The organism is Streptomyces sp. DSM 15324 (assembly GCF_001514285.1).
In the GTDB taxonomy this organism is placed as follows: domain Bacteria; phylum Actinomycetota; class Actinomycetes; order Streptomycetales; family Streptomycetaceae; genus Streptomyces.
This window is the reverse complement of record NZ_KQ949037.1, coordinates 1-19,712: the sequence shown is the minus strand read 5'-3', so window position 1 is coordinate 19,712 and position 19,712 is coordinate 1. Positions and strand designations below refer to the sequence as shown.

Annotated in this window: 17 protein-coding genes and 2 pseudogenes; 9 read left to right on the top strand and 10 right to left on the bottom strand. The window is 68.4% G+C overall.

The window, feature by feature from the left end:
• Nucleotides 1-254 precede the first annotated feature (254 nt).
• On the bottom strand, nt 255-884 hold the full coding sequence (locus AQJ58_RS35295; RefSeq protein ID WP_234360392.1) for a TetR/AcrR family transcriptional regulator: 630 nt from the start codon (nt 882-884) through the stop codon (nt 255-257).
• Between the two features lie 125 nt (nt 885-1,009).
• Here AQJ58_RS35295 and AQJ58_RS35290 point away from each other — a divergent pair, with 125 nt between their 5' ends.
• Entirely contained in the window at nt 1,010-1,723 is a 714-nt protein-coding gene (locus AQJ58_RS35290) for an SDR family oxidoreductase (protein ID WP_067257766.1), read from the top strand.
• A 252-nt stretch (nt 1,724-1,975) separates the two neighbouring features.
• On the opposite strand, the gene AQJ58_RS35285 is transcribed toward AQJ58_RS35290, so the two are convergent.
• The 4 genes from AQJ58_RS35285 to AQJ58_RS35270 form a co-directional block, all read right to left on the bottom strand.
• Entirely contained in the window at nt 1,976-2,809 is an 834-nt protein-coding gene (locus AQJ58_RS35285) for an enoyl-CoA hydratase/isomerase family protein (protein ID WP_055705479.1), read from the bottom strand.
• A 119-nt stretch (nt 2,810-2,928) separates the two neighbouring features.
• Nucleotides 2,929-3,735 carry a strictosidine synthase gene (locus AQJ58_RS35280; RefSeq protein WP_079079425.1) on the bottom strand — a complete coding sequence of 269 codons (807 nt, stop codon included), beginning with the start codon at nt 3,733-3,735 and terminating at the stop codon, nt 2,929-2,931.
• A gap of 31 nt (nt 3,736-3,766) precedes the next feature.
• On the bottom strand, nt 3,767-4,633 hold the full coding sequence (locus tag AQJ58_RS35275) for an alpha/beta fold hydrolase (RefSeq protein WP_067257763.1): 867 nt from the start codon (nt 4,631-4,633) through the stop codon (nt 3,767-3,769).
• Between the two features lie 66 nt (nt 4,634-4,699).
• A complete protein-coding gene (locus AQJ58_RS35270; RefSeq protein WP_067257760.1) occupies nt 4,700-5,695 on the bottom strand; it encodes an NADP-dependent oxidoreductase in 996 nt (331 codons plus the stop codon).
• Between the two features lie 157 nt (nt 5,696-5,852).
• Between AQJ58_RS35270 and AQJ58_RS35265 the strand changes: the two genes are divergently transcribed.
• Complete coding sequence (locus tag AQJ58_RS35265) at nt 5,853-6,476, top strand: TetR/AcrR family transcriptional regulator (RefSeq protein ID WP_067257758.1); 624 nt, start codon at nt 5,853-5,855, stop codon at nt 6,474-6,476.
• A 191-nt stretch (nt 6,477-6,667) separates the two neighbouring features.
• Here the strand turns inward: AQJ58_RS35265 and AQJ58_RS35260 are convergent, their stop codons facing one another.
• Nucleotides 6,668-7,675 (bottom strand): enoyl-CoA hydratase/isomerase family protein, encoded by a 1,008-nt coding sequence (locus tag AQJ58_RS35260; RefSeq protein ID WP_067257755.1) that lies wholly within the window; start codon nt 7,673-7,675, stop codon nt 6,668-6,670.
• Between the two features lie 163 nt (nt 7,676-7,838).
• Nucleotides 7,839-8,063, bottom strand: coding sequence for an iron-containing alcohol dehydrogenase (locus AQJ58_RS45530; RefSeq protein ID WP_067257752.1), 225 nt, complete (start codon nt 8,061-8,063; stop codon nt 7,839-7,841).
• 617 nt (nt 8,064-8,680) lie between these two features.
• Between AQJ58_RS45530 and AQJ58_RS35250 the strand changes: the two genes are divergently transcribed.
• From AQJ58_RS35250 to AQJ58_RS41925, 3 genes and pseudogenes are all read left to right on the top strand, one after another.
• Nucleotides 8,681-9,592 carry an alpha/beta hydrolase gene (locus AQJ58_RS35250; protein WP_067257749.1) on the top strand — a complete coding sequence of 304 codons (912 nt, stop codon included), beginning with the start codon at nt 8,681-8,683 and terminating at the stop codon, nt 9,590-9,592.
• A gap of 185 nt (nt 9,593-9,777) precedes the next feature.
• Nucleotides 9,778-11,667 (top strand): propionyl-CoA synthetase, encoded by a 1,890-nt coding sequence (locus AQJ58_RS35245; RefSeq protein ID WP_067257746.1) that lies wholly within the window; start codon nt 9,778-9,780, stop codon nt 11,665-11,667.
• A gap of 160 nt (nt 11,668-11,827) precedes the next feature.
• Nucleotides 11,828-12,210 (top strand): annotated as a pseudogene (locus tag AQJ58_RS41925) (transposase); the annotation flags it as partial.
• Nucleotides 12,211-12,707: 497 nt separating this feature from the next.
• Here the strand turns inward: AQJ58_RS41925 and AQJ58_RS35235 are convergent.
• Nucleotides 12,708-13,136 carry an ester cyclase gene (locus AQJ58_RS35235; RefSeq protein ID WP_067257740.1) on the bottom strand — a complete coding sequence of 143 codons (429 nt, stop codon included), beginning with the start codon at nt 13,134-13,136 and terminating at the stop codon, nt 12,708-12,710.
• 1,292 nt (nt 13,137-14,428) lie between these two features.
• Here AQJ58_RS35235 and AQJ58_RS35225 point away from each other — a divergent pair.
• Nucleotides 14,429-15,496, top strand: a complete 1,068-nt coding sequence (locus AQJ58_RS35225; RefSeq protein WP_067257735.1) for an alkene reductase — start codon at nt 14,429-14,431, stop codon at nt 15,494-15,496.
• 202 nt (nt 15,497-15,698) lie between these two features.
• Here the strand turns inward: AQJ58_RS35225 and AQJ58_RS35220 are convergent.
• A pseudogene (locus tag AQJ58_RS35220) lies at nt 15,699-16,200 on the bottom strand (PaaI family thioesterase).
• 92 nt (nt 16,201-16,292) lie between these two features.
• Here AQJ58_RS35220 and AQJ58_RS35215 point away from each other — a divergent pair.
• Nucleotides 16,293-16,760 (top strand): winged helix-turn-helix transcriptional regulator, encoded by a 468-nt coding sequence (locus AQJ58_RS35215; protein WP_067257733.1) that lies wholly within the window; start codon nt 16,293-16,295, stop codon nt 16,758-16,760.
• 102 nt (nt 16,761-16,862) lie between these two features.
• Entirely contained in the window at nt 16,863-17,435 is a 573-nt protein-coding gene (locus tag AQJ58_RS35210) for a TetR/AcrR family transcriptional regulator (protein ID WP_055705492.1), read from the top strand.
• Between the two features lie 274 nt (nt 17,436-17,709).
• Here AQJ58_RS35210 and AQJ58_RS35200 read toward each other — a convergent pair whose 3' ends face one another.
• Nucleotides 17,710-18,312 (bottom strand): TetR/AcrR family transcriptional regulator, encoded by a 603-nt coding sequence (locus AQJ58_RS35200; RefSeq protein WP_234357684.1) that lies wholly within the window; start codon nt 18,310-18,312, stop codon nt 17,710-17,712.
• A gap of 428 nt (nt 18,313-18,740) precedes the next feature.
• Between AQJ58_RS35200 and AQJ58_RS35195 the strand changes: the two genes are divergently transcribed.
• Entirely contained in the window at nt 18,741-19,613 is an 873-nt protein-coding gene (locus AQJ58_RS35195; protein ID WP_067257730.1) for an alpha/beta fold hydrolase, read from the top strand.
• The last annotated feature ends 99 nt before the right edge of the window (nt 19,614-19,712 follow it).

The window sequence follows — 19,712 nt, the reverse complement described above, 5'->3', positions numbered from 1 at the left end:
AGAACCACCCCGCCGCCCCTTCGAGCGACCTTCCTCAACGCGCGGTCCAGGCGCGGGGTGGGAGTGGGACCCGACGCCGTACAGGTGGGCAATCTCGGGAATCCCAGCAGCACGCGGTGCCGGTAGCCCTCCGGCCGGCTGCCCCAGCCGTCCAGTCGTACCGGTATGGGCAGCAACGGCCGGATGACCTGCCATTCGGGGATTCGGGCCATACCGCAACCGAGGACTGCCCGGATGGTCACCCGGGCCGCACTTCAGCGAGGCAGCAGGACCTCGACCTGCCCCCGGATGTCCTGCACGATCTCCTCCACGCTCAAGGCGATGTTCACGCTCACCGCCATGCTGAGGAACATCACGGCGGACACGATGTGTGCCAGCGTCGCGGCGTCGCCCTCGGTGACCCGCTCGTCTCGGCGCAGCACGGCGGCGACGGCCTCCTCGGTCTGCGCGACGATGGCGAGTGCCGCGCCATGCCGGGGCTCCTCGGGGTCACCGAAGACCATCTCTCGCAGGTAGGTGCGTCCGTTGTCGATCTGGACGCGGTTGCACTCGACGATCGGCCGGACGATCGCCAGCACCGCGTCCAGCACGCCTGGGACGGTCTCGGCGTCCGCCCGGCCCCGCTCAAGTGCTTCGACGTACTTGGCGTTCTGGACAAGGAGGAGGAGTTCGCCCTTGGTCTTGGCATAAAGGAACAGGGTCCCGGTGCCGATGTCGGCCTTGTCCGCGATCTGCTGGGTCGTGACCTCATCGACGCCGTGCTCGGCGAACAGATCACTGGCGGCAGCGACAATGCGGTCGAGTTTCTCCTGCTTGTTCCGCTCGCGCCGTCCGAGAGGCATGGCGGTGTCCTCCAGGAATAGATTCTGACTGTAATCAGTCATGATTGTACTCAATGTCATGTGGGCTCGAATGTGGCTCCGCTCATTCTCCCATCGCGGGGCGATGTGTCCTTGCCCCATCCGTGCGCAGCCACGTAGTTCACATCCCCCTCGGAAAGAAGGAACCCATGCCCTCCCTCGATGGAGCAGTCGTCCTCGTCACCGGCGCCAATGGCGGTATCGGCACCCACTTCGTCCACGACGCCCTGGCGCGCGGCGCCGTCAAGGTCTACGCCACCGCCCGCTCCCCCCGCGCCTGGGACAACGACCGCATCGTCCCCCTGACCCTTGACGTGACCGACCGCACGTCGATCGACGCGGCCGTGGCCGCCGCGGCGGATGTCACCGTGCTCGTCAACAACGCGGGCGCCACCCCGCCGAGCGCGAGCCTGCTGGACGTCACCGAGGCGGACATCCGGGCGAACATGGAGACGAACTTCTTCGGACCGGTCTTCCTCGCCCGCGCCTTCGCACCGATCCTCGCCGCCAACAAGGGGTCAGTCCTCATCGACGTGCACTCCGTTGCCAGCTGGTATGCCTTCGGCGGCGCCTACAGCGCCTCCAAGGCCGCACTGTGGTCGGCCACCAACTCGCTGCGCATCGAGTTCGCACCCATGGGCGTCCACGTGACGGGGGTGCACATGGGCTACGTCGACACCGATATGGCCGCGCACGCCGACGGCCCCAAGATGCTGCCGACACGGCTGGTGACGACCGTCTACGACGCCGTCGAGGCCGGAGAATACGAGGTCCTGGCCGACGACTTGACCAAGGGGGTCAAGGCGGCTCTGAGCGGCCCGGTCGAGGCGCTTTACCCGGACCTGCACAGCACGGAAGCCTGAGCTTGTTGTTCGGTCCCGACGCGATCTCTTCACGTCGGGGACCCAGTGATCCATGGCGTGCGAACGGTCGGCCGACCAGTGTCCAGAAGCGGTGCACCGTCGCGGCCATCGAGCGGTGGAGGACATCGGCGGTCGATCCGGCAGCAGCCCGATCCGACCATCGTGCCGAAGACGTCGGAAATCAGGTGGGCCCCGCGGCAAATGAGGACGGACGCAGCATCCGCTGCATCCGTGCTCACTTTCTGATGGGTGTCAGCTTTGCTGGTTGGCGATGCCGATGTAGTGCCCGAGACGGTACTCGAAGTCGATGCCGGCCTGTTCGACGACGGCCTGCGTGCCTGCGGCCCGGGTGAGGAAACCGGGAAGCGTGAGGGAGTGGGCGAACTCGCCGTACGCGGCGACCAGGTCCCCGTCCGGGGGCAGGGTTGCCCGGTTGATCTGGGCTTTGGCCGAGGCGAGTGAGGCGCGGTCGAAGGAGGCGAGTCGGGCGGCGACGGTGCCGACGAAGGCGTCGAGTTCGCTGTCGGGGAGGGCGCGGGTGATCCAGCCCCAGCGTTCGGCGGTGTCGGCGTCGTAGTCGTCGCTGGTGAGGATGGCTTCCAGGGCGCGGTCGCGTCCGATGGCCCGGGGCAGGCGTTCGCTGCCACCACCGCCGGGCAGCAGTCCGCTGCCGACCTCGGGCTGTCCGAAGATCGCCTTCTCACGACTGGCGTAGCGCAGATCGAGGGCGAGGGCGAGCTCGTTCCCGCCGCCGCGGGTGCGTCCACGGATGACCGCGATCGTGATGTACGGCGCTTTGGAGAGTTCCAGGACCAGATTCGTCCATGCCGGCACCGCGTCCGGGTCCTCGGGGGCGGGGAAGTCGGCGGCGGCGGCCAGGTCGAAGTGGTTGTAGAAGAAGTCGGGGGTGGCGCTGTCGAACAGCACGACCTGGATGTCCGGGTCGGTGGCCAGTTCGGTGACGATCTCGATGAGGCGCAGGACCGTCTCGCCGACGATGAGGTTGACGGGCGGATTGGCGAAGGTGATCTTCGCGATCTGCGGTGAGGTGCGCTCGTAGTGGATGGTGCTCTGCTGCTCGCTCATGGCTGGCTCCGGATGCGTGGTGGGTATCAGACGGCGATTGGGGTGCGAGGAGGGCAAGGAAGCCGGGGCGGATGGATGTGCCGAGCAGATCCGGCGGAACCGCTTCCCGTCTGCGCTGCTCACTCCTGGTAGTGCGGGAGGATCTCGCCGTTCTTGACGTAGGTGAGGGCGGCGGCGACGTCGTAGGCGTGGATCGCGGAGACCTGCGGTGCCAGCCGGTCGGACAGGTCCTCGATCGCGTTGCCTCTGAAGAAGGCGTCCCGTGCCGCGGTGTCGGTGAACCCGAGACTGACCGAGGCGTGGAAGCGCTGGTCGTGGGGGTTGTCGTGGGCGACGTCCGGGGTGTCCCAGAGCTTTTTCGTCCAGGGCAGGAACGTCTGCGTGCGCAGTTCCTTCAGCACTCCGGTGCGGGCGAGCGCGGGTGCGAGCTCCTCGTTGACGAACTTCCGGAAGGCGCCGGCGCCGACCCCGTCCCTGCGGCGAAGGTAGATCAGCGCGCGGGCACCGACCGTCTCTCCGGGGCCCGCGACGTCGTACCACCGGGAGGAGTTCGGCGGGCCGGCGTAGAGCAGGGTGCGGCGGAACACGTTGATCTCGTCGGCGTAGGCCAGCTTCGTCTGCTCGCGCCCTTTCAGGGGTGCGAGCACCGATTGGAAGGTGACTTCCGCGACGCCGTCGATCTTCCGGTCTGCTGGGATCGCGGTCTGGACCCCCTCGATGGCCGGCCACAGGCCCGTGTTCTGCTCGGCGAGGTGGATCTGCCGGTACTCCTCCAGCCCCGGGGTGGCGGAGATGATCCCTGAGTGCGGGCCCTTCCAGTGGTCCATGCCGGTCTGGCGGGGCTGGTCGGTGCGCACCCACAGCAGGATCGAGGAGGTGAGAGGCTTCTTCACTTCCGGGGGCGCGGCGACCGGCGACGTGCTCATGATGTTGCCCTTTTTCCTGGTCAGATGGCGGTCATCGAGCCAGGAACTCGACCGCGACGGGGGCGAACTCCTGGTGGTACTGGAAGATGCCGCCGTGCCCGGAGTCGGGGTAGATGATCAGCTCGCTGCCCTTGATGCGCCGGTGCAGGTCCTCCGACAGGACCGACGGCACCATGCGGTCGTTGTCGCCGTTGGCGATCAGGGTGGGCTGCGTGATCGACGACAGGTCGTCGGGAGCGGAGCGCCCCCACTTCTTGATGGCCTTCAGCTGCGTCTGGAACGCCTTGGTCTTGATGTCCACGTCGCGGTCGACGGTGCGCTCCTTGAGCCGGTTGACGAACGCGCGTGCGGCGGGCTTGCCGGTGGCATTGCGGTTGAAGAACAGGAACTCCTTGGGGTCCGAACGGGTCAACGTGGCACGCAGGATGTCCCAGTAGGTGACTCTGGCGACCTTGTCCATGTCCTTGCCGCCCTTGGGCCCGGTGCCGGTGAGGACCAGCTTGCGGACGAGCTCGGGGTGCTTCACCACCAGGGCCTGAGCGACCATGCCGCCGAGGGAGAAGGAGAAGACGTCGATCTTGTCGTACCCGAGGGCCCTGATGAAGGTGTAGGCGTCGTCGGCCATCGCCTCGACACTGTCCGGCACCTGACCGGTGGACGCCCCGACACCGCGGTTGTCGAAGGCGATGACGTGACGGCCCTTCGCGATGGGGTCGACGATGCGCGGGTCCCAGTTGTCCAGGGTCGCGGCGAGGTGGACGAAGAAGACGACGGGGATACCGCCCTTCGGACCCAGCTCGCGGTAGGCGTAGGTGACGCCGCCTGCGCGGACGGTGCGGGCCGGGGCCTTCGCGTAGGAGGTGATGACGGGTTCGTTCGGGGCGTCTGTGCTGCTCATGACCGATTCTCCTTGCGTGTTCTGTGTCGCTGTGTGTTTCGTGTCGCCCGTCGCGGTTGCGGCGGGTCAGCTGTTGCCGATGACGGCCTTGCCGCGGATGCCGCCCTGAGACAGGGACTGCAGCGCGTGCGGGGTCTGGTCGAAGGGGAACACCTTTCCCACGACCGGGCGCACCGCGCCCTGGTCGATGAGGGTGGTGATCCGGCGGAGCTGGTCGCCGCTGGCGTGCATGAACAGGAACTCGTACGTCACGCCGAGCTTCTTCGCCTGCTTGCGGATCTTGCGGCTCAGGGCTGTGACCGCCAGGCGCAGCAGCGGATTCAGGCCGGCCTGGCGGGCGAACGCGGGGTCCGGGGGACCGGCGATCCCGATGGCCTTGCCGCCGGGCCTGAGCACCCGCAGGGACTTCTCGAGGGTCTCTCCACCGAGGCTGTCCAGCACCAGGTCGTAGCCGGTCAGGAGCTGCTCGAAGTCCTGGGTGCGGTAACCAATCACCGTGTCCGCGCCGAGCGCGCGCACATAGGCCGCGTTGGAACCGCTGGCAGTGGTGGCGACACTCGCGCCGAGGTGCGCGGCGAGCTGGATCGCGATCGAACCGACCCCGCCGGCACCGGCGTGGATGAGCACCTTCTGCCCGGGCCGCAGCTTCCCGCGCTCCACCAGCGCCTGCCATGCCGTGAGCGCCGCCAGCGGCAGCGAGCCGGCCTCTTCCATGCTGATCGAAGCGGGCTTGAGCGCCAGGTCGCCCTCCGCTACGGCGATGCGCTCGGCGAACGTGCCGATGCGGTCCTGGTGGGGCCGGGCGTAGACCTCGTCTCCGGGCTTGAAGCCGCGAACCGCCGTCCCGACGCGGACGACGGTGCCCGCGACGTCGTTGCCCAGGATCAGCGGCAGCTTGTAGGGCAGGATCTGCTTGAACTCACCGGCGCGGATCTTCTCATCCAGCGGGTTCAGCCCGGCGGCCTCCACTCGCACAAGCACGTCGTGCTCCCCCACGGTGGGCTCGGGGACCTCCGCCTCCTGCAGCGGCTCCTTGTACTTGGTGACGACGAACGCTCGCATAGGGCGCCACTCCTGATACTTGTCCTATTTATCCAGGTCTGAGACTGGATCGGCAAACCCGGCGCGACATCCGGGGGCCTCACGACCTCGCACCATCCGATCGATCCGAGTACACTCAACTATGAGTCCACTCATAATTATTGTCAAGGGGGTCCCCATGGGAAGCGATCACATGCCGACCGGGCGCCGCGAGAGGGCCAAACAGGACAAGCGCGAGCGCATCATGACCGCCGCCCGCGAGCTGTTCGCCGAACACGGCGTGGACAGGGTCACGACGCAGCAGGTCGCCCGCCGGGCCGATGTCGCCATCGGGACGCTCTACCTGTACGCGTCCACGAAGGCCGAGCTGCTGATCATGGTGCAGAACGAGAAGTTCGCCGCCGCCGTCGATTCCGGCCTCGCCGCCGCCGACGCCGCCGTAGGACAGGGCGCGCTGGAGCGGGTCATCGCTCTCATCCGCCCCCTGGTGGAGTGCGTGCGGGAGCACATCGAGAACGGCCGCACCTATCTGCGCGAACTTGTCTTCGGCGACCCGGCCGAGCCATACCGGCAAGTGGGTCTGACCCTTGCCGGCCGCGTCGAGGACGGCATCACGGGCCTGCTCACGCGCAACGAGGACATCGGCGCCGCCGACGCGGCAACGCTGGCGCGGGTGATCACCGCGATCATTCACATCAGCACCACCGCCACCGTGTGCCTGCACCGCAGCGACGAGGCCGTGCTCGCCGACATCCGTGACCAGGTCCACGCCACCCTGGCGCAGCACATCCGCGCCGCATGACCGCTCGCTCCACGAGCCGACCATGTCCCCGGAACGGGGGCACTTCGTGAGCACGCGCTACGGCGTGGTCACCATCGGCGGCGGAAGCGCGGGCACGTCACCGCGATCCGCGCCGCGCAACTCGGCAAGAACAACCTGTCCGGCAGTGCGGCAGTGCGGACAACGGGCAGCCGCTCACCCTGCACTACCGGTCAGGCCGGCGGCGTCTGTCCGCCCTGCGCCTCACGTTCCCAGATGGGACTGCGGTCCTTGTCGACCAAGGCCGCTCGGACGCCCTCCAGGAAGTCCGGCGTGCGGATGGTCGTGCGCGTGAGAGTGAGCTCGGCGGCAAGGCACTCGCGCAACGTCTGTCTGCCCCGGGCCAGCAGGTTGTGAGTGATCTCCAAGCTCTGCGGCGAGGCGGACTCCAGGGCGATCAACGCGTCTGACGCCCAGACGGTGTCGAGGTGACGCAGGCGTTTCTCGATCTCACCGAGGGTCGGCGCGCCGAACGCCCAGTCCATCTCCCCGCGTACCTCCGCCAGCCTGCTCGCCCCCACCGGAGAACGGTCGGCAAGGCGGTTCAGGACGACGTCCACCGGGGCGCCTGGGCTGTCCGCCAGGGCGTCTGCGACCGCACCGAGCCTGTCCGTGGGGACGAAGTGCGTGGCCAGCCCCGCGTACAGGGCGTCGGCAGCGTCGAGACGGTGCCCGGTCAGTCCCAGGTACATGCCCATCGCGCCGGGCAGCCGCGGCAGAAAGTAGCTGGCCCCGATGTCGGGGAAGAAACCGATCCCGGTCTCGGGCATCGCCAGCACCGCACGCTCGGTGACGACGCGGAAGGTGCCGTGGACCGACAGACCGAGACCACCGCCCATGCACATGCCGTCGATGAGCGACACGACCGGCACGGGATACTCAGCGATCCGGGCGTTGAGCCGGTACTCGGAGGCGAAGAACCGCTCACTGGCCTCGGCATCCCCAGCGAGGCTGTGCTCACGGATCGTGCGGATGTCGCCGCCGGCACAGAAGGCCTTCACACTGGTGCTGGCGATCACCACAGCGGACAGCGGTGTGTGCTCCCATGCGGCGAGCGCACCGTCAATGGCCGCGACCATGCCTGTCGTCAGGGCGTTGAGCGCCTTGGGTCGGTTCAGAAGGATCCGGCCGACGCCCCGGTGCACATCGGTGAGAACCTCGCCCTCAGCAATGTCAGTCATGCGTCTCATCTCGTACTCCGCGCGGACCTGGCTGTTGTGCCATCACCGTTCCTCCGTCGCCGACTGTCGCCCCTCATGGCTGAGCAGGCGCTCGTGTCCGGAACCCCGCCAACAACCCCGTTGTGCCCACCGTGGACGAGATCCAGGACCTCTACCCGCAGATCTACGGCTGAAGGTCAAGATCCTCGCACAGGTCGCGGAGCGCCTCCACGAACCTCCCGGCCGCCAGGGCATCGCCGTCGCCGTCGGCGGCAACTCCGAACGCGCGGGCGCAGTCGGCGTACCGGCTCTCGGCGGCCGGTACGGAGAACGCCGTCACCGCGGGGAAGAGCATCGCGTTCGACAGGCCATGAGCGACGTGGAAGTGCGCGCCGATCGCGCGGCTCATGCCGTGCCATGGTCGACTCGCCCCACGCCATCTGCCCCTGCGCGGACGAGAGCGTTCAGCGCAAGGCCGTCGGAGAACGGATTGGCCTTGCGGCTCACGTACGCCTCGACGGCATGAGTGAGCGCGTCAACAACGGCGGCGACCGGCAGGAACGCCGGTCCCGAACAGAGTTGTCTTCTCGTCCGCATCGCTGTCGTGATGCTGAGGTTCGTGCGGAGCCTTGTAGTCCCGCATCCGGCCGCCCTGTACGCCCCACAGGCAGGCCGGCGCCAAGCGAATCGGTCGTCGGATCCGGGACGGTCCCGGCAGACAGACACGGCTGCAGTCCGGCGTCCTCACGCATCACCATCAGGCGTTCCGCCGCACCGGCCCAGGCGACGGGGGGACTACTCCCTCCTAGACAGTCGGACCTCAGACCGCTGATCCGCAACGGCAGAGATTCTGGAGCGTTGATCACCCTCGGTCGCCCTCACTGCGCCGCCGCGCCCGCAGCCAGAGGCGACCCCCAACCTCCTGGGTTTACTTTCTTATACTCAGCCAGTAGCGTCAGGACCAGCACATCAACCTGGCTGCACGCGGGACGTGGGCGTGGCAGCAACCTGCGAAGGAGCACCACCATGGGCGTAAGCCGAGAGGCACAGGAGTTCGCGGAGTTCCTCGCGAGCGTGAGCGCGAAGTCGTCGACACCCGGTCTCGACCTGGCCGTCATCCGCGACATCGTGGACTCGAACCACAAGGCGTCGACCGAGCCGGAAGGCGTCACGTACGCCGAGGTGGACGCGGGCGGCGTCCCCGCCCTCTGGGCCATCCCCGAGGGCGCCGACCCCGACAAGGCACTGCTCCACTTCCACTTCGGCGGATCCGTCACCGCCTCCATGCACTCGGACCGCAAGGCCGCAGGCCACATCGCCAAGGCAGCCGGAGCCCGCTCCCTCGTCGTGGACTTCCGCCTGGCGCCCGAACACCCCTACCCGGCGCAGCTCGACGACGCCGAGACGGCGTACCGGTGGCTGCTCTCGCAGGGCTACGAGCCGCGGAACATCGGCAGCACGGGCCACTCGATCGGCGGCACCCTCGCGGTGATGCTCCCGCTGCGCCTGCTCGCGAAGGGCGAGGCGACGCCGGGCGCGATCGTCAGCGTCTCGCCGTGGACCGACCTCACCATCCAGAACGCGTCGGTGGACGAGAACGAGGACAACGACAAGATGCTCAGCAGGAGCACCCTCGAACTCTTCCGAGGAGCCTGGCTGCAGGATCCCGCCGTGGACTTCACCGACCCCGCGATCAGCATCGCAAACGCCGATCTGACCGGCCTGCCGCCCACGACCGTCCACTACGGCGAGTACGAGACCCTCGCCGACGACGGCGCCGAACTCGGCCGACGCCTCGCGGACTTCAAGGTCACCTCAGAGGTCCACCCGATGCCCGAAGGGCAGCACTCGTTCATCCTGGGCGCCGGGCGCGTACCCGAGGTGGACCAGGCGATCCAGCAGATGGGCCAATGGCTGCGCAAGCACCTCGGCGCGTGAGCTGAAGGCACACTGGGCGGAGCGGCCCTTCGGCCGGACCGCCGCACCACCGCGACGCCGGTGACCGGTTCCCGCCGGTCGCCGGCATCCTGCCAGACCATGTCGGCCGGCATGCGGTGCCTGTGTCCGACACGGTTCCGCACCCAGCCACATCACCGTCCCTTGATGCCACAAAGGAGTGCGCGATGGGAACATACGAAGATGTCTTCCGCGCCAGTACCGAGGACCCGGAGAGCTTCTGGCTGAAGGCAGCGGAGGGCGTCGACTGGGATGTCGCTCCGCGACGCGCTCTGGACTCCTCGGGCGCGCCCTTCTACCGCTGGTTTCCCGACGGACGGCTCAACGTCTGCTTCAACGCGCTCGACCGGCACATCGAAGCCGGCCGGGGCGAGCAACCCGCGCTCGTCCACGACTCCCCCGTGACGGGCACCCGGCGCACCTACACCTACAAACAGCTGAGGGACGAGGTGGCGGCCTTCGCCGGAGCACTCGCACAGCTCGGCGTGGGACACGGCGACCGCGTGGTCATCTACATGCCGATGGTCCCCGAGGCCGCCGTCGCGATGCTGGCCTGCGCACGCATCGGCGCGGTCCACTCCGTCGTCTTCGGCGGATTCGCCGCACGCGAACTCGCCCTTCGCATCGACGACGCCGCCCCCAAAGTGGTCGTCTCCGCCTCCTGCGGCATCGAGGGCAAGCGGGTCATCGCGTACAAGCCCCTGCTCGACGAGGCGATCGAGCTCGCGGGCCACAAGCCGGAGAAGAGCGTGATCCTGCAACGCCCGCAGGAGACGGCCGCGCTGGGGCCGGACGATCTCGACTGGGCGGACCTGGTCGCCGCCGCGGCACCGGCCGACTGCGTGCCGGTGGCCGCGACCGACCCGCTCTACATCCTCTACACCTCCGGAACGACCGGAAAGCCGAAGGGAGTCGTCCGCGACAGTGGCGGCTACGCGGTGGCCCTGCACTGGTCGATGGGGGCCGTGTACGACGTGGGCCCGGGCGAGACCATGTTCACCGGCTCCGATGTCGGCTGGGTCGTCGGGCACTCGTACATCGTCTACGCGCCCTTGCTGGTCGGCGCGACCACGGTGCTGTACGAGGGCAAGCCGGTCGGCACCCCGGACGCGGGCCAGTTCTGGCGGGTGGCCGCCGAGTACGGCGTCAAGACCATGTTCACGGCGCCTACCGCCTTCCGGGCGATCAGGAAAGAGGACCCGAAGGGGACGCTCACCGCCGGCTACGACCTCTCTCACCTGCGCTATCTCTTCCTGGCCGGTGAGCGCCTCGATCCCGAGACCTACCACTGGGCGAGCGACCTGCTGGGCGTACCAGTGATCGACCACTGGTGGCAGACCGAGACCGGCTGGCCCATCGTCGCCAACCCGGTGGGCATCGAGGCGGCTCCTCTCAAGCCCGGGTCTCCCACCCGCCCGCTGCCGGGATGGGACGTCCGCGTCCTCGACGCCTCGGGCGAGCCGGTGCCCGCAGGCGTCGACGGCGCGATCGTCGTGCGGCTCCCCCTGCCGCCCGGCGCGCTGCCCACACTCTGGCAGGACGACGACCGCTACGTCGCCTCCTACCTCTCCGCCTACGACGGCTACTACCTCACCGGCGACAGCGGCCACCTCGACGACGACGGCTACGTCTTCGTCATGGGCCGCACCGACGATGTCATCAATGTCGCCGGACACCGGCTGTCCACCGGCAGCATGGAAGAGGCCCTGGCCGCCCACCCCGACGTCGCCGAATGCGCCGTCATCGGCGTCGCCGACGAACTAAAGGGACAGATCCCGCGCGGCTTCGTCGTCCTGAAAGCCGGCAGCGACCGCGAACCGGGCGAGGTCGAGGCCGAACTCGTCCAGCTCGTACGCGAGCGCATCGGCGCCGTCGCCTCCCTCAAGGACGTCACGGTCGTGGCCGCCCTGCCCAAGACCCGTTCGGGGAAGATCCTCCGCAAGACGATGCGCGGCATCGCCGACGGGCACGACGAACCGATCCCCTCCACCGTGGACGACCCCGGTGTCATCGAGGCCCTGCGCCCTGTTCTCCGCCGCGCCGGTCACACCCCGTGATCGGCTGTGGCCTTCCCTGGCTTGCGGTGGGCGGTAGCGCCCGGCGGACTGCCCCACCGGAGCCTTTGACGCCGATCACGCGACCTGGGGTCTCCCCAGCAACCTGGCAGTCGTCTCCACGGCCCGCGTCCAGGCATCCGATCAACTGACCACCTGAGATATCGAGCCGATGATTGTCGCGTGGAAGGCCGCACACCGTTCGGTCAGCGGCCACCAGGGACGGTACGAGATGCGGGAGATCGTCAACGGGCTCCTCTACCAGGGCCGCACCGGCCGCCAGTGGGACCTGCTTCCGCACGACCTGCCGCCGGGCGGCGCGGTGACGTACCAACTTCGCCAAGTGGCGCGACGACGGCACCGACCAGACCATCCACGACTTGCTGCGCCGGCAGGTGCGGGAGATTGCGCGGCCGAAATCGGACCCGAGCCTGGTGGTGCTCGACACCCAGAGCATGCATGCGGCGGCCGGGGTGCCCGCGGAGTCGACGGGGTGTGATGCGGCAAAAAAAGTACCGGGCCGCAAGCGCGGCCTGGCGCAGCACATGACGGGCGGGGAGCTGACCCTCGGGGCGGTGCTGGCCCGGCTGGAGGAGCGGGAACGGGAGATCGCCGCGCTGGCCGAGACGACAGGAGAGCAGATCGAGCAGCTGACCGCACGGCTGGACGAGCTCGGCAGGGCCGCTGAGGAGATCCGGATCACCCGCAAGACACTGCTGGAGCTGCCCGATCCGCAGCCACCCGCGCCGCCGGCGCCGAAGCTGCCCGACCATCCGGCCTACCAGCAGATCCTGGCCGTATTCACCGCGGCCGACGCTCCGCTGCGTGCGCGGCAGGTGTGCGAGGCGATGGACATGGAGATCGCGTCCAACACCATCAACAACACCCGCCTGAAGCTCAAGCGGCTGACCGAGCGCGGAATCCTGGTCGAGACCGGGCAGGGTTTGTTCACCCAGTCGCGGCCGTAGCCGCCCGGCGACGCTGCGACCGGCCCGCCTGCCCCTCCCGAAAGGGGGAAGCAGGCATCAACTCACGTACCCCTCTCAGGACTGCAACTGGGCGAAGAGCGTCGCCAGGTCGATGAGGCCCCAGTGGTCGGTGAGCTTTCCGTCGGCCACCTTGAACATGTGGACCTCCAGCACCTTGATCGATCGGCCGGTGGCGGGAGTGCCGTTGAAGGACCCGGTGTTCGTGCCGGTGAGGATGAAGCTGATCGCGAACCAGTCGTCCTCGGCGATGACACGGACCGGTGTGGCGGCGAAGTCGGGGACCGCGTCGAGGAACGACGCAAGCACCGCGCGGGCCTCCTCGAGGCCGGTGGTGGTGCCATCGGCGGCGTGGTTGCGGAAGTCCGGCGCGTACAGGGCGAACAGGGCGTCGAGGTCGCGCAGGTTGACGCGCCTGACGTACTCATCGGCAAGCCGGTGCAAGTCGGCGGCGGACGTTCGGGGCTCGGCGTTCGAGGAAGACATGTGCTTCTCCAATGTGGATGGACGGAGCGGCTCCGCCCCGGTGACGGACAGGGGAATCGGATCGAACAGGCGGGTTGGACGAGCAGGGTCTGGCACGTTTCCGACGTGCGCGAGTGCGACCGCCCCTTCCGAGCCCGGGACCCGCCGGTCACGAGCGTCATCACGGGGAGGGCGAGGGCGACCACTCATTACCTTACGATCGTAATGCTATCGGAGCGACCGAGGGGCCGCAAGCAAGTTCCGAGGTGACTGTGATCGTGTGGCGGCCTACCGGTCGAGCACGGGGGGCACGCCGTCAGCCGTGAACGTCACGGCGGAGCACGGGGCGCAGCATGTGCGGCAGAAAGCGCCGCGTCGGTGACGACGAACACTTGACGATCAACCGGAAGGCCATTACTGCTCTCGCTGACCGTCTCCCAGCCCAGACCGCCGCGCCCGACCTGCCCGAGCACCCGGACTACCCCCCGCATCCTCGCCGTCTTCAACGAGGTCACCGGCCCCCTCCGGGCCCGTGATGTCCACGAAGCCCTCGACCACGAACCGCTGCCGAAGAACATCGATGGCACCCGCGCCAAGCTGAAACGCCTCGTCAGGCTCGACGTCCTCACCGAGGCCGACGCCGGCAGCTTCACCAGAAGGCAGTAGCCGACCAAGCCCCCGCGACCAGCAGCCCTGCCCCAACCTCACCTGCAAACGGACAACACCTCACGAACCGCCCTCCGAGAGCTGGAGGAACTGGTCTTCACCCCCCGAACTCGCAGCCAGTGAACTCGCGGTCACCGAACTGGTGACGACCGCCATCCGCTACGGCAAGAGCCCTGTCAAACTGCGGATGATCCTTCAGTCCGCCCTGACGAGCGAATCTCCGACGCCAGCAGCACCGCCCCGCACCTGCGCCGCGCCCAGGTCTCGACGACGGCGGCCGCGGCCTGCCTCGTCGCCCACCCCACCGAATACTGGAGCACACGACACACCCGCAAGGACAAGGTCATCCAGGCGGAGCAGGCGGTTCCAGCTGCCGTTGCGGAACTCCCACCGCTCTGGCGTGAGGTCCTTGCGCGAGCTGCGCCGCACGGCTTCGTGCCCCCTGCCGGGACCCATTTGCCACAGCCCACCCGACCGCTTAGTATTACGATCGTACTTTGATGGGCCACTGCCGACTGCGACTCGACCTGCGGGCGCAGGGCGGGTGCGTCCTCGGACCCGGAGGCAGAAGAGCCAGGTGTCCAGGTCCACGCGGTGTCCGCCCCCGCCCCTTTCGGCACCACCACACACCACCTGAGGAATGACCCATGCTCAACGCCCTGTGGAACCCGACCGTCGTCGGAGAGATCGCCCTGCCGCACCGGCTGGCCATGGCCCCCCTGACCCGCAGCAGGGCCACCCCGGACGGCGTGCCGACCGAGCTGAACGCCGAGTACTACGCCCAGCGCGCCTCGCACGCGCTCATCATCACCGAGGGCACCCAGCCCTCCGCCGACGGCCAGGGCTACCCGGTGACCCCGGGCATCTACACCGAGGATCACATCGCCGGCTGGCGCAAGGTCACCGACGCCGTACACAAGGCCGGCGGACGCATCGTCATCCAGCTGATGCACACCGGGCGCATCTCCCACCCGGACAACACCCCCCACCACCGGCAGCCGGTGGCACCCTCCGCGATCAAGCCGGCCGGCCAGACGTTCACCCCGTCCGGGCTCCAGGAGATGCCGGAGCCGCGCGAACTGTCCACCGAGGAGGTCGCCGCGACGGTCGACGACTTCCGGCGCGCCGCCGCGGCCGCCATCGCGGCCGGCGCCGACGGCGTCGAGATCCACGGGGCCAACGGCTACCTGGTCAACCAGTTCCTCTTCCCCAGCGCCAACCAGCGCACGGATCAGTACGGGGGCTCCCTCGACAACCGCATTCGTTTCGCGGTGGAGGTCGCCACGGCCGTGGCCGACGAGATCGGCGCCGGCCGCACCGGCATCCGGATCTCTCCCGGCAACCCCTTCAAGCTCAACGACCTCGCGGAGAGCGACCCGCACGAGCTCTACCCGCACCTCCTGCGCGCCCTCGCCCCCCTCAACCTCGCCTACCTGCACATCGGCCACGGCGGCGACGAGGAACTCCTCTCCACCCTCCGCAAGTTGTGGCCGACCACGCTGATCCTCAACCGGGCCGGTGCCGACATCGCCACCCGCGCCAAGGACGTCGAAGACGGTCTGGCCGACGTCGTCACCGTCGGCACCATGGCCCTCGCCAATCCCGACCTCGTCGAGCGCGTACGCGCCGGCGCCCCCCTGAACACCCCCGACCCCGCCACCTTCTACGGCGGCGGCGCGGCCGGCTACACCGACTACCCCACCCACGCCGCCTGACGAAGAGCAGCCCGGCGCCCGAGGGAACCACCACTTTCGGGCGCCTCGACACAGCTGCGGCGCACGGAGGCCGGCGGCCCGAGGAGTTACGGGCCGCGACCGACGTGCGCCGCAGCGGTTTCACCTCACACACCGGCGGTCTGCGCCGCGATCGAGGGAGTGCGACGTCACGGCCCGGACCGATACCGGTCGCCGCCGAGGCTCACCCCTGCGAGGGTGGCACCGGGAAGAGCATGCAGCTGCTGGTGGCGTGGGCGAACAGACGGTCCGAGCCGTCGACCAACTGCGCCTGGGCCAGGGCGGTTTGACGGCCCTTGCTAACCACCGTGCCGATGGCGCGTACCGTGCCCGTGTCCAAGGTGATCCGTCGCAGGAACTTCACCGTGAGGTCGAGCGAGGTGTACGCAACGCCCTGCGGAAGGGTCGACTGGACCGCGCAGCCGGCCGCCGAGTCGAGCAGGGTGGCGAAGATGCCGCCGTGCACGGCTGCCGATCGGGTTGTAGTGCTCCTCACCCGGTGTCAGGGAGAAGACCGCCCTGCCGGGCTCCACCTCGCTCAGAGTGAAGTCGATGGAGTAATTGATGGGCGGCGCCGGCAGTCGCCCCGCCTGCAACTCACGCAGGAAGTCGATGCCGGCCATGCGTCCGGCGGCTTCCGCCAGGATCGCGGGATCTTCCCATTGATACGTACGCGTTCGTCCCACGGCCGGGCACCTTCCATCTGACTTTTGAAAACGAAGCTAGTTTCCCGCTCGCCTGACTGTCAATGACGAAGCCAGACCCTTACGCTGGCGGGATGGAGTGGCTTGAGGCGAGCACGGAGAACTGCCCCGTCCAGCGCACGCTCGACGTGGTCGGAGAGAAATGGACGTTGCTGATCTTGCGTGACGCCGTCAACGGAGTCCGCCGCTTCGACGACTTCCACCGCCACATCGGCCTGTCGGAAGCCGTCCTCAGCAACCGCCTCCGGAAGCTGATCGCGGCCGGCATCCTGAAGACCGTCCCATACCAGGAGCCGGGCAGCCGCTCCCGCAACGAGTACCGCCTGACCCGCAAGGGCTGGGATCTGTGGCCTGTCCTGATGGCGCTGAGCCAGTGGGGCGAGGCGAACGCCCTCGGCCCCGAGGGGCCCGTACTGGACATCCGTCACACCGACTGCGACGCCCCGGTCCGCGTCGTCGTCGAGTGTTCCGCGGAGCACTCCACCCTCAGCCCCGCGGAAGTCACCGCCCGACTCGGACCCGGTGCCCGCATCCGGTCGTGAGCACGCCGGTCATGGGGTCGCCGGTCATGATATTACGTGCGTCAGGCCATGGCTTATCCTTGAGTGCGAAGCATGGCCTTACGGAGCGAACGGAGAAAGCTCGTGGTGCGCTACGCCAAGGAGCACAAGCAGGTGACGCGGCGACGCATCATCGAAAAGGCCGGCCACCGGTTCAAGCAGGACGGCATCGACGGCTCGGGTATCTCCACGCTGATGGCGGACGCGGGGCTCACCAACGGAGCCTTCTACGCCCACTTCGCGTCCAAGGACGACCTCGTCGCCCATGTCGTGGCCGAGGAACTGCACACGCAGGTCGCGAGTTACAGCACCCTGCGGCCCGGCCGCCCGGGACTCGAGGACCTCATCCGCGAGTACCTGTCTCCCGAGCACCGGGACCACCCCGGCCTCGGATGCCCCTCCGCCGCCCTTCTCGACGAGATCGGCCGCTGCGAGGACGGGACCAGGCAGGCCTACAGCGACGGCGCGCGGGCCATCCTGGAGGAGATCTCCGCCCGCCTCACACCCGAGGACCCGCGGTCCGCTCAGGCCAAGGCCATCGGGCTGTTCACCATGCTGGTGGGGACGATGCAGCTGTCCCGCGCCCTGTCCGACCGGAAGCGCGCCGATGAGGTCCTTGAGCTGGGGATCGAGAACGCTCTCGCGTTCATGGGGTGAGGCGGAAGGCGAGGTCGCGTCAGTGAACGGGCGCCTCGAGCCGCTCGCCCAAAGGGCGCCACGCCCCTGAGGCACCACCCTCGGCCCGGACTACGACCGCACCGCACGCCTTTTGCCGCTCGAGGAACTCGAGAACCGTCTCCACGAACTGCCCGTGGAACTGGAAGATGCCGCCATGGCCGGCGTCGGGGTAGAGGGACCAACTCGCCGTTCGGCACTCGCGCGCCAGGTCGACCGAGTTCCGGGTCGGAACCATCCAAGGGGTGCGGGTGTGTCACATCCCGGGGCTGGAGTGCCCGTGCTCCACGCCCAGCAGGGCGAGGGCGTTGTGGATGCCCTGTTCGAGCAGTTCGTCGGCAAGCTGCCGGTCGGTGAGGGCTCGGGAGAGCTGGAGCGTCCCGGCCATCATCGCGTAGGCGCCGAGCGCCTTGGTGCGGGCCGAGAGGGGATCGTCGGGTGCCAGGCGGGCGGCGATGCCGTCGATGACCATCAGTACGCCGTCGGTGTAAGCCTGCTTGGTCGGGTCTGTGCAGCGCCGGATTTCGTCGAGCAGGGCGGCGGAGGGGCAGCCGTCGTCGGAGCTGTCGCGATGCTGGGCGGACAGGTACCGGCGCACGATCTGCTCAAGTCCTGCGCGCCCGGGTGCCGCCTGCGCGACGATCCTCGCGTTCTGCGCCTGCAATTGGTCGGAGACCGCGGTGGCCACGAGGTCGTCTTTCGACGTGAAATGGGTGTAGAAGGCGCCGTTGGTCAGCCCCGCGTCCGTCATGAGGGTTGAGATGCCCGAGCCGTCGATGCCGTCCCGCTTGAACCGGCGACCGGCCGCCTCGATGATCCGCTGCCGGGTCGCCTGCTTGTGCTCTTTCCCGTAGCGCACCGCGCGCTCCTTTGCTCGTCGGAGAGGCTGCTTGCTCTTGGCGGGCACTCTTATCATTTTACATTTCGATCGTACTTCAATGGATTCGAGGCTCCGACGGCCGCCCGTTCGGCGGCGAGGTGCCGTGCCAGGCGGAGCGGCATCCCCTCACTCGGGGCGTTCATTTGCGCACCATGGAGTGCGGTCGACTGCGGGGGCCCGCTTGCCATCCATCGTCTTCATGCACAGTATTATGAGTGTAATCCAATGTCCCTCGGTTGGCGCCGCCTCAGCGCTCGGCGAGGCGGATGCCGGGTGTGATCAGAACGAGCCGGATGACATGGGTCGGTACCCACCACTGTGTGACCTGGTCGACAGTGTCGGTGCAGTGCATCGGGCGCCGGCGAAGAGAACTCCGTCCTTGAAACTCGCTACAGAAGGACCTGGACATGAACACACAGCGGAATTCACCGTCCTCCTCGCCCTCGTCGTCGTACCAGAACGCGCCGACCCGCTCCGTGTCCGTCCGCGGCGAGGACTTCGCCTACCGGGAACTCGGCCCTGAGGACGGCGTACCGCTGATCCTCCTGATTCACCTGGCCGGGGTCCTGGACAACTGGGACCCGCGCGTCGTCGACGGACTCGCCGCACGACGCCGGGTCATCGCCTTCGACAACCGCGGGGTGGGCGGATCGAGCGGCTCCACGCCGGACACGATCGAGGCGATGGCCCGCGACGCGGTGCTGTTCATCCGAGCCCTCGGGTTCGACCAGGTCGATCTGCTCGGCCTGTCGATGGGCGGCTTCATCGCACAGGTCATCGCGGAACAAGAACCTCACCTCATCCGCAAGGTCATCCTGGCGGGCACAGGCCCCGCCGGTGGCCCCGGCATCGACAAGGTCCCGGCGCTCACCCTCCAGGCCACGCTCAAGGGCGCCCTGACCCGCCAGGATCCCAAGCTCTCCCTCTTCTTCACCGAAACCGAGGGCGGTCGGCGGGCGGGACGGGCCTTGCTGGAACGGCTGAAGGAGCGCACGCAACACCGCGACAAGGACATCTCATTGCCGGCGTTCCGAGCCCAGCTGAAGGCCATCAGACAATGGGGCCGTCAGGCGCCGTCGGACCTGTCGGAGATTCGTCAACCGGTGCTCGTGGCAAACGGCGAGAACGACCGCATGGTGCCCAGCCACAACACACTCGACCTGGCCGCCCGCCTGCCCAGGAGTGAACTCGTGTCCCTCTACCCGGATGCCGGACACGGGGGGATCTTCCAGTACCACGATGAATTCGTGGCAAGGGCACTCGAGTTCCTTGGGTCCTGAGCCCGAGCCAAGCCGCGCTGCCCGCACCTTCACGCTCGCACAACGCCCTCGGAAACGTCAGCTCGGCCGTCACCGTTCGCCGGCCCTGGCCGTGGAAGG

What these genes read in the sequence shown, in the direction of transcription:
- AQJ58_RS35295 (WP_234360392.1), bottom strand. Translation starts at nt 884, where the DNA reads ATGACTGATTACAGTCAGAATCTATTCCTGGAGGACACCGCCATGCCT.
- AQJ58_RS35290 (WP_067257766.1), top strand. Translation starts at nt 1,010, where the DNA reads ATGCCCTCCCTCGATGGAGCAGTCGTCCTCGTCACCGGCGCCAATGGC.
- AQJ58_RS35285 (WP_055705479.1), bottom strand. Translation starts at nt 2,809, where the DNA reads ATGAGCGAGCAGCAGAGCACCATCCACTACGAGCGCACCTCACCGCAG.
- AQJ58_RS35280 (WP_079079425.1), bottom strand. Translation starts at nt 3,735, where the DNA reads ATGAGCACGTCGCCGGTCGCCGCGCCCCCGGAAGTGAAGAAGCCTCTC.
- AQJ58_RS35275 (WP_067257763.1), bottom strand. Translation starts at nt 4,633, where the DNA reads ATGAGCAGCACAGACGCCCCGAACGAACCCGTCATCACCTCCTACGCG.
- AQJ58_RS35270 (WP_067257760.1), bottom strand. Translation starts at nt 5,695, where the DNA reads ATGCGAGCGTTCGTCGTCACCAAGTACAAGGAGCCGCTGCAGGAGGCG.
- AQJ58_RS35265 (WP_067257758.1), top strand. Translation starts at nt 5,853, where the DNA reads ATGGGAAGCGATCACATGCCGACCGGGCGCCGCGAGAGGGCCAAACAG.
- AQJ58_RS35260 (WP_067257755.1), bottom strand. Translation starts at nt 7,675, where the DNA reads ATGACTGACATTGCTGAGGGCGAGGTTCTCACCGATGTGCACCGGGGC.
- AQJ58_RS45530 (WP_067257752.1), bottom strand. Translation starts at nt 8,063, where the DNA reads ATGAGCCGCGCGATCGGCGCGCACTTCCACGTCGCTCATGGCCTGTCG.
- AQJ58_RS35250 (WP_067257749.1), top strand. Translation starts at nt 8,681, where the DNA reads ATGGGCGTAAGCCGAGAGGCACAGGAGTTCGCGGAGTTCCTCGCGAGC.
- AQJ58_RS35245 (WP_067257746.1), top strand. Translation starts at nt 9,778, where the DNA reads ATGGGAACATACGAAGATGTCTTCCGCGCCAGTACCGAGGACCCGGAG.
- AQJ58_RS35235 (WP_067257740.1), bottom strand. Translation starts at nt 13,136, where the DNA reads ATGTCTTCCTCGAACGCCGAGCCCCGAACGTCCGCCGCCGACTTGCAC.
- AQJ58_RS35225 (WP_067257735.1), top strand. Translation starts at nt 14,429, where the DNA reads ATGCTCAACGCCCTGTGGAACCCGACCGTCGTCGGAGAGATCGCCCTG.
- AQJ58_RS35215 (WP_067257733.1), top strand. Translation starts at nt 16,293, where the DNA reads ATGGAGTGGCTTGAGGCGAGCACGGAGAACTGCCCCGTCCAGCGCACG.
- AQJ58_RS35195 (WP_067257730.1), top strand. Translation starts at nt 18,741, where the DNA reads ATGAACACACAGCGGAATTCACCGTCCTCCTCGCCCTCGTCGTCGTAC.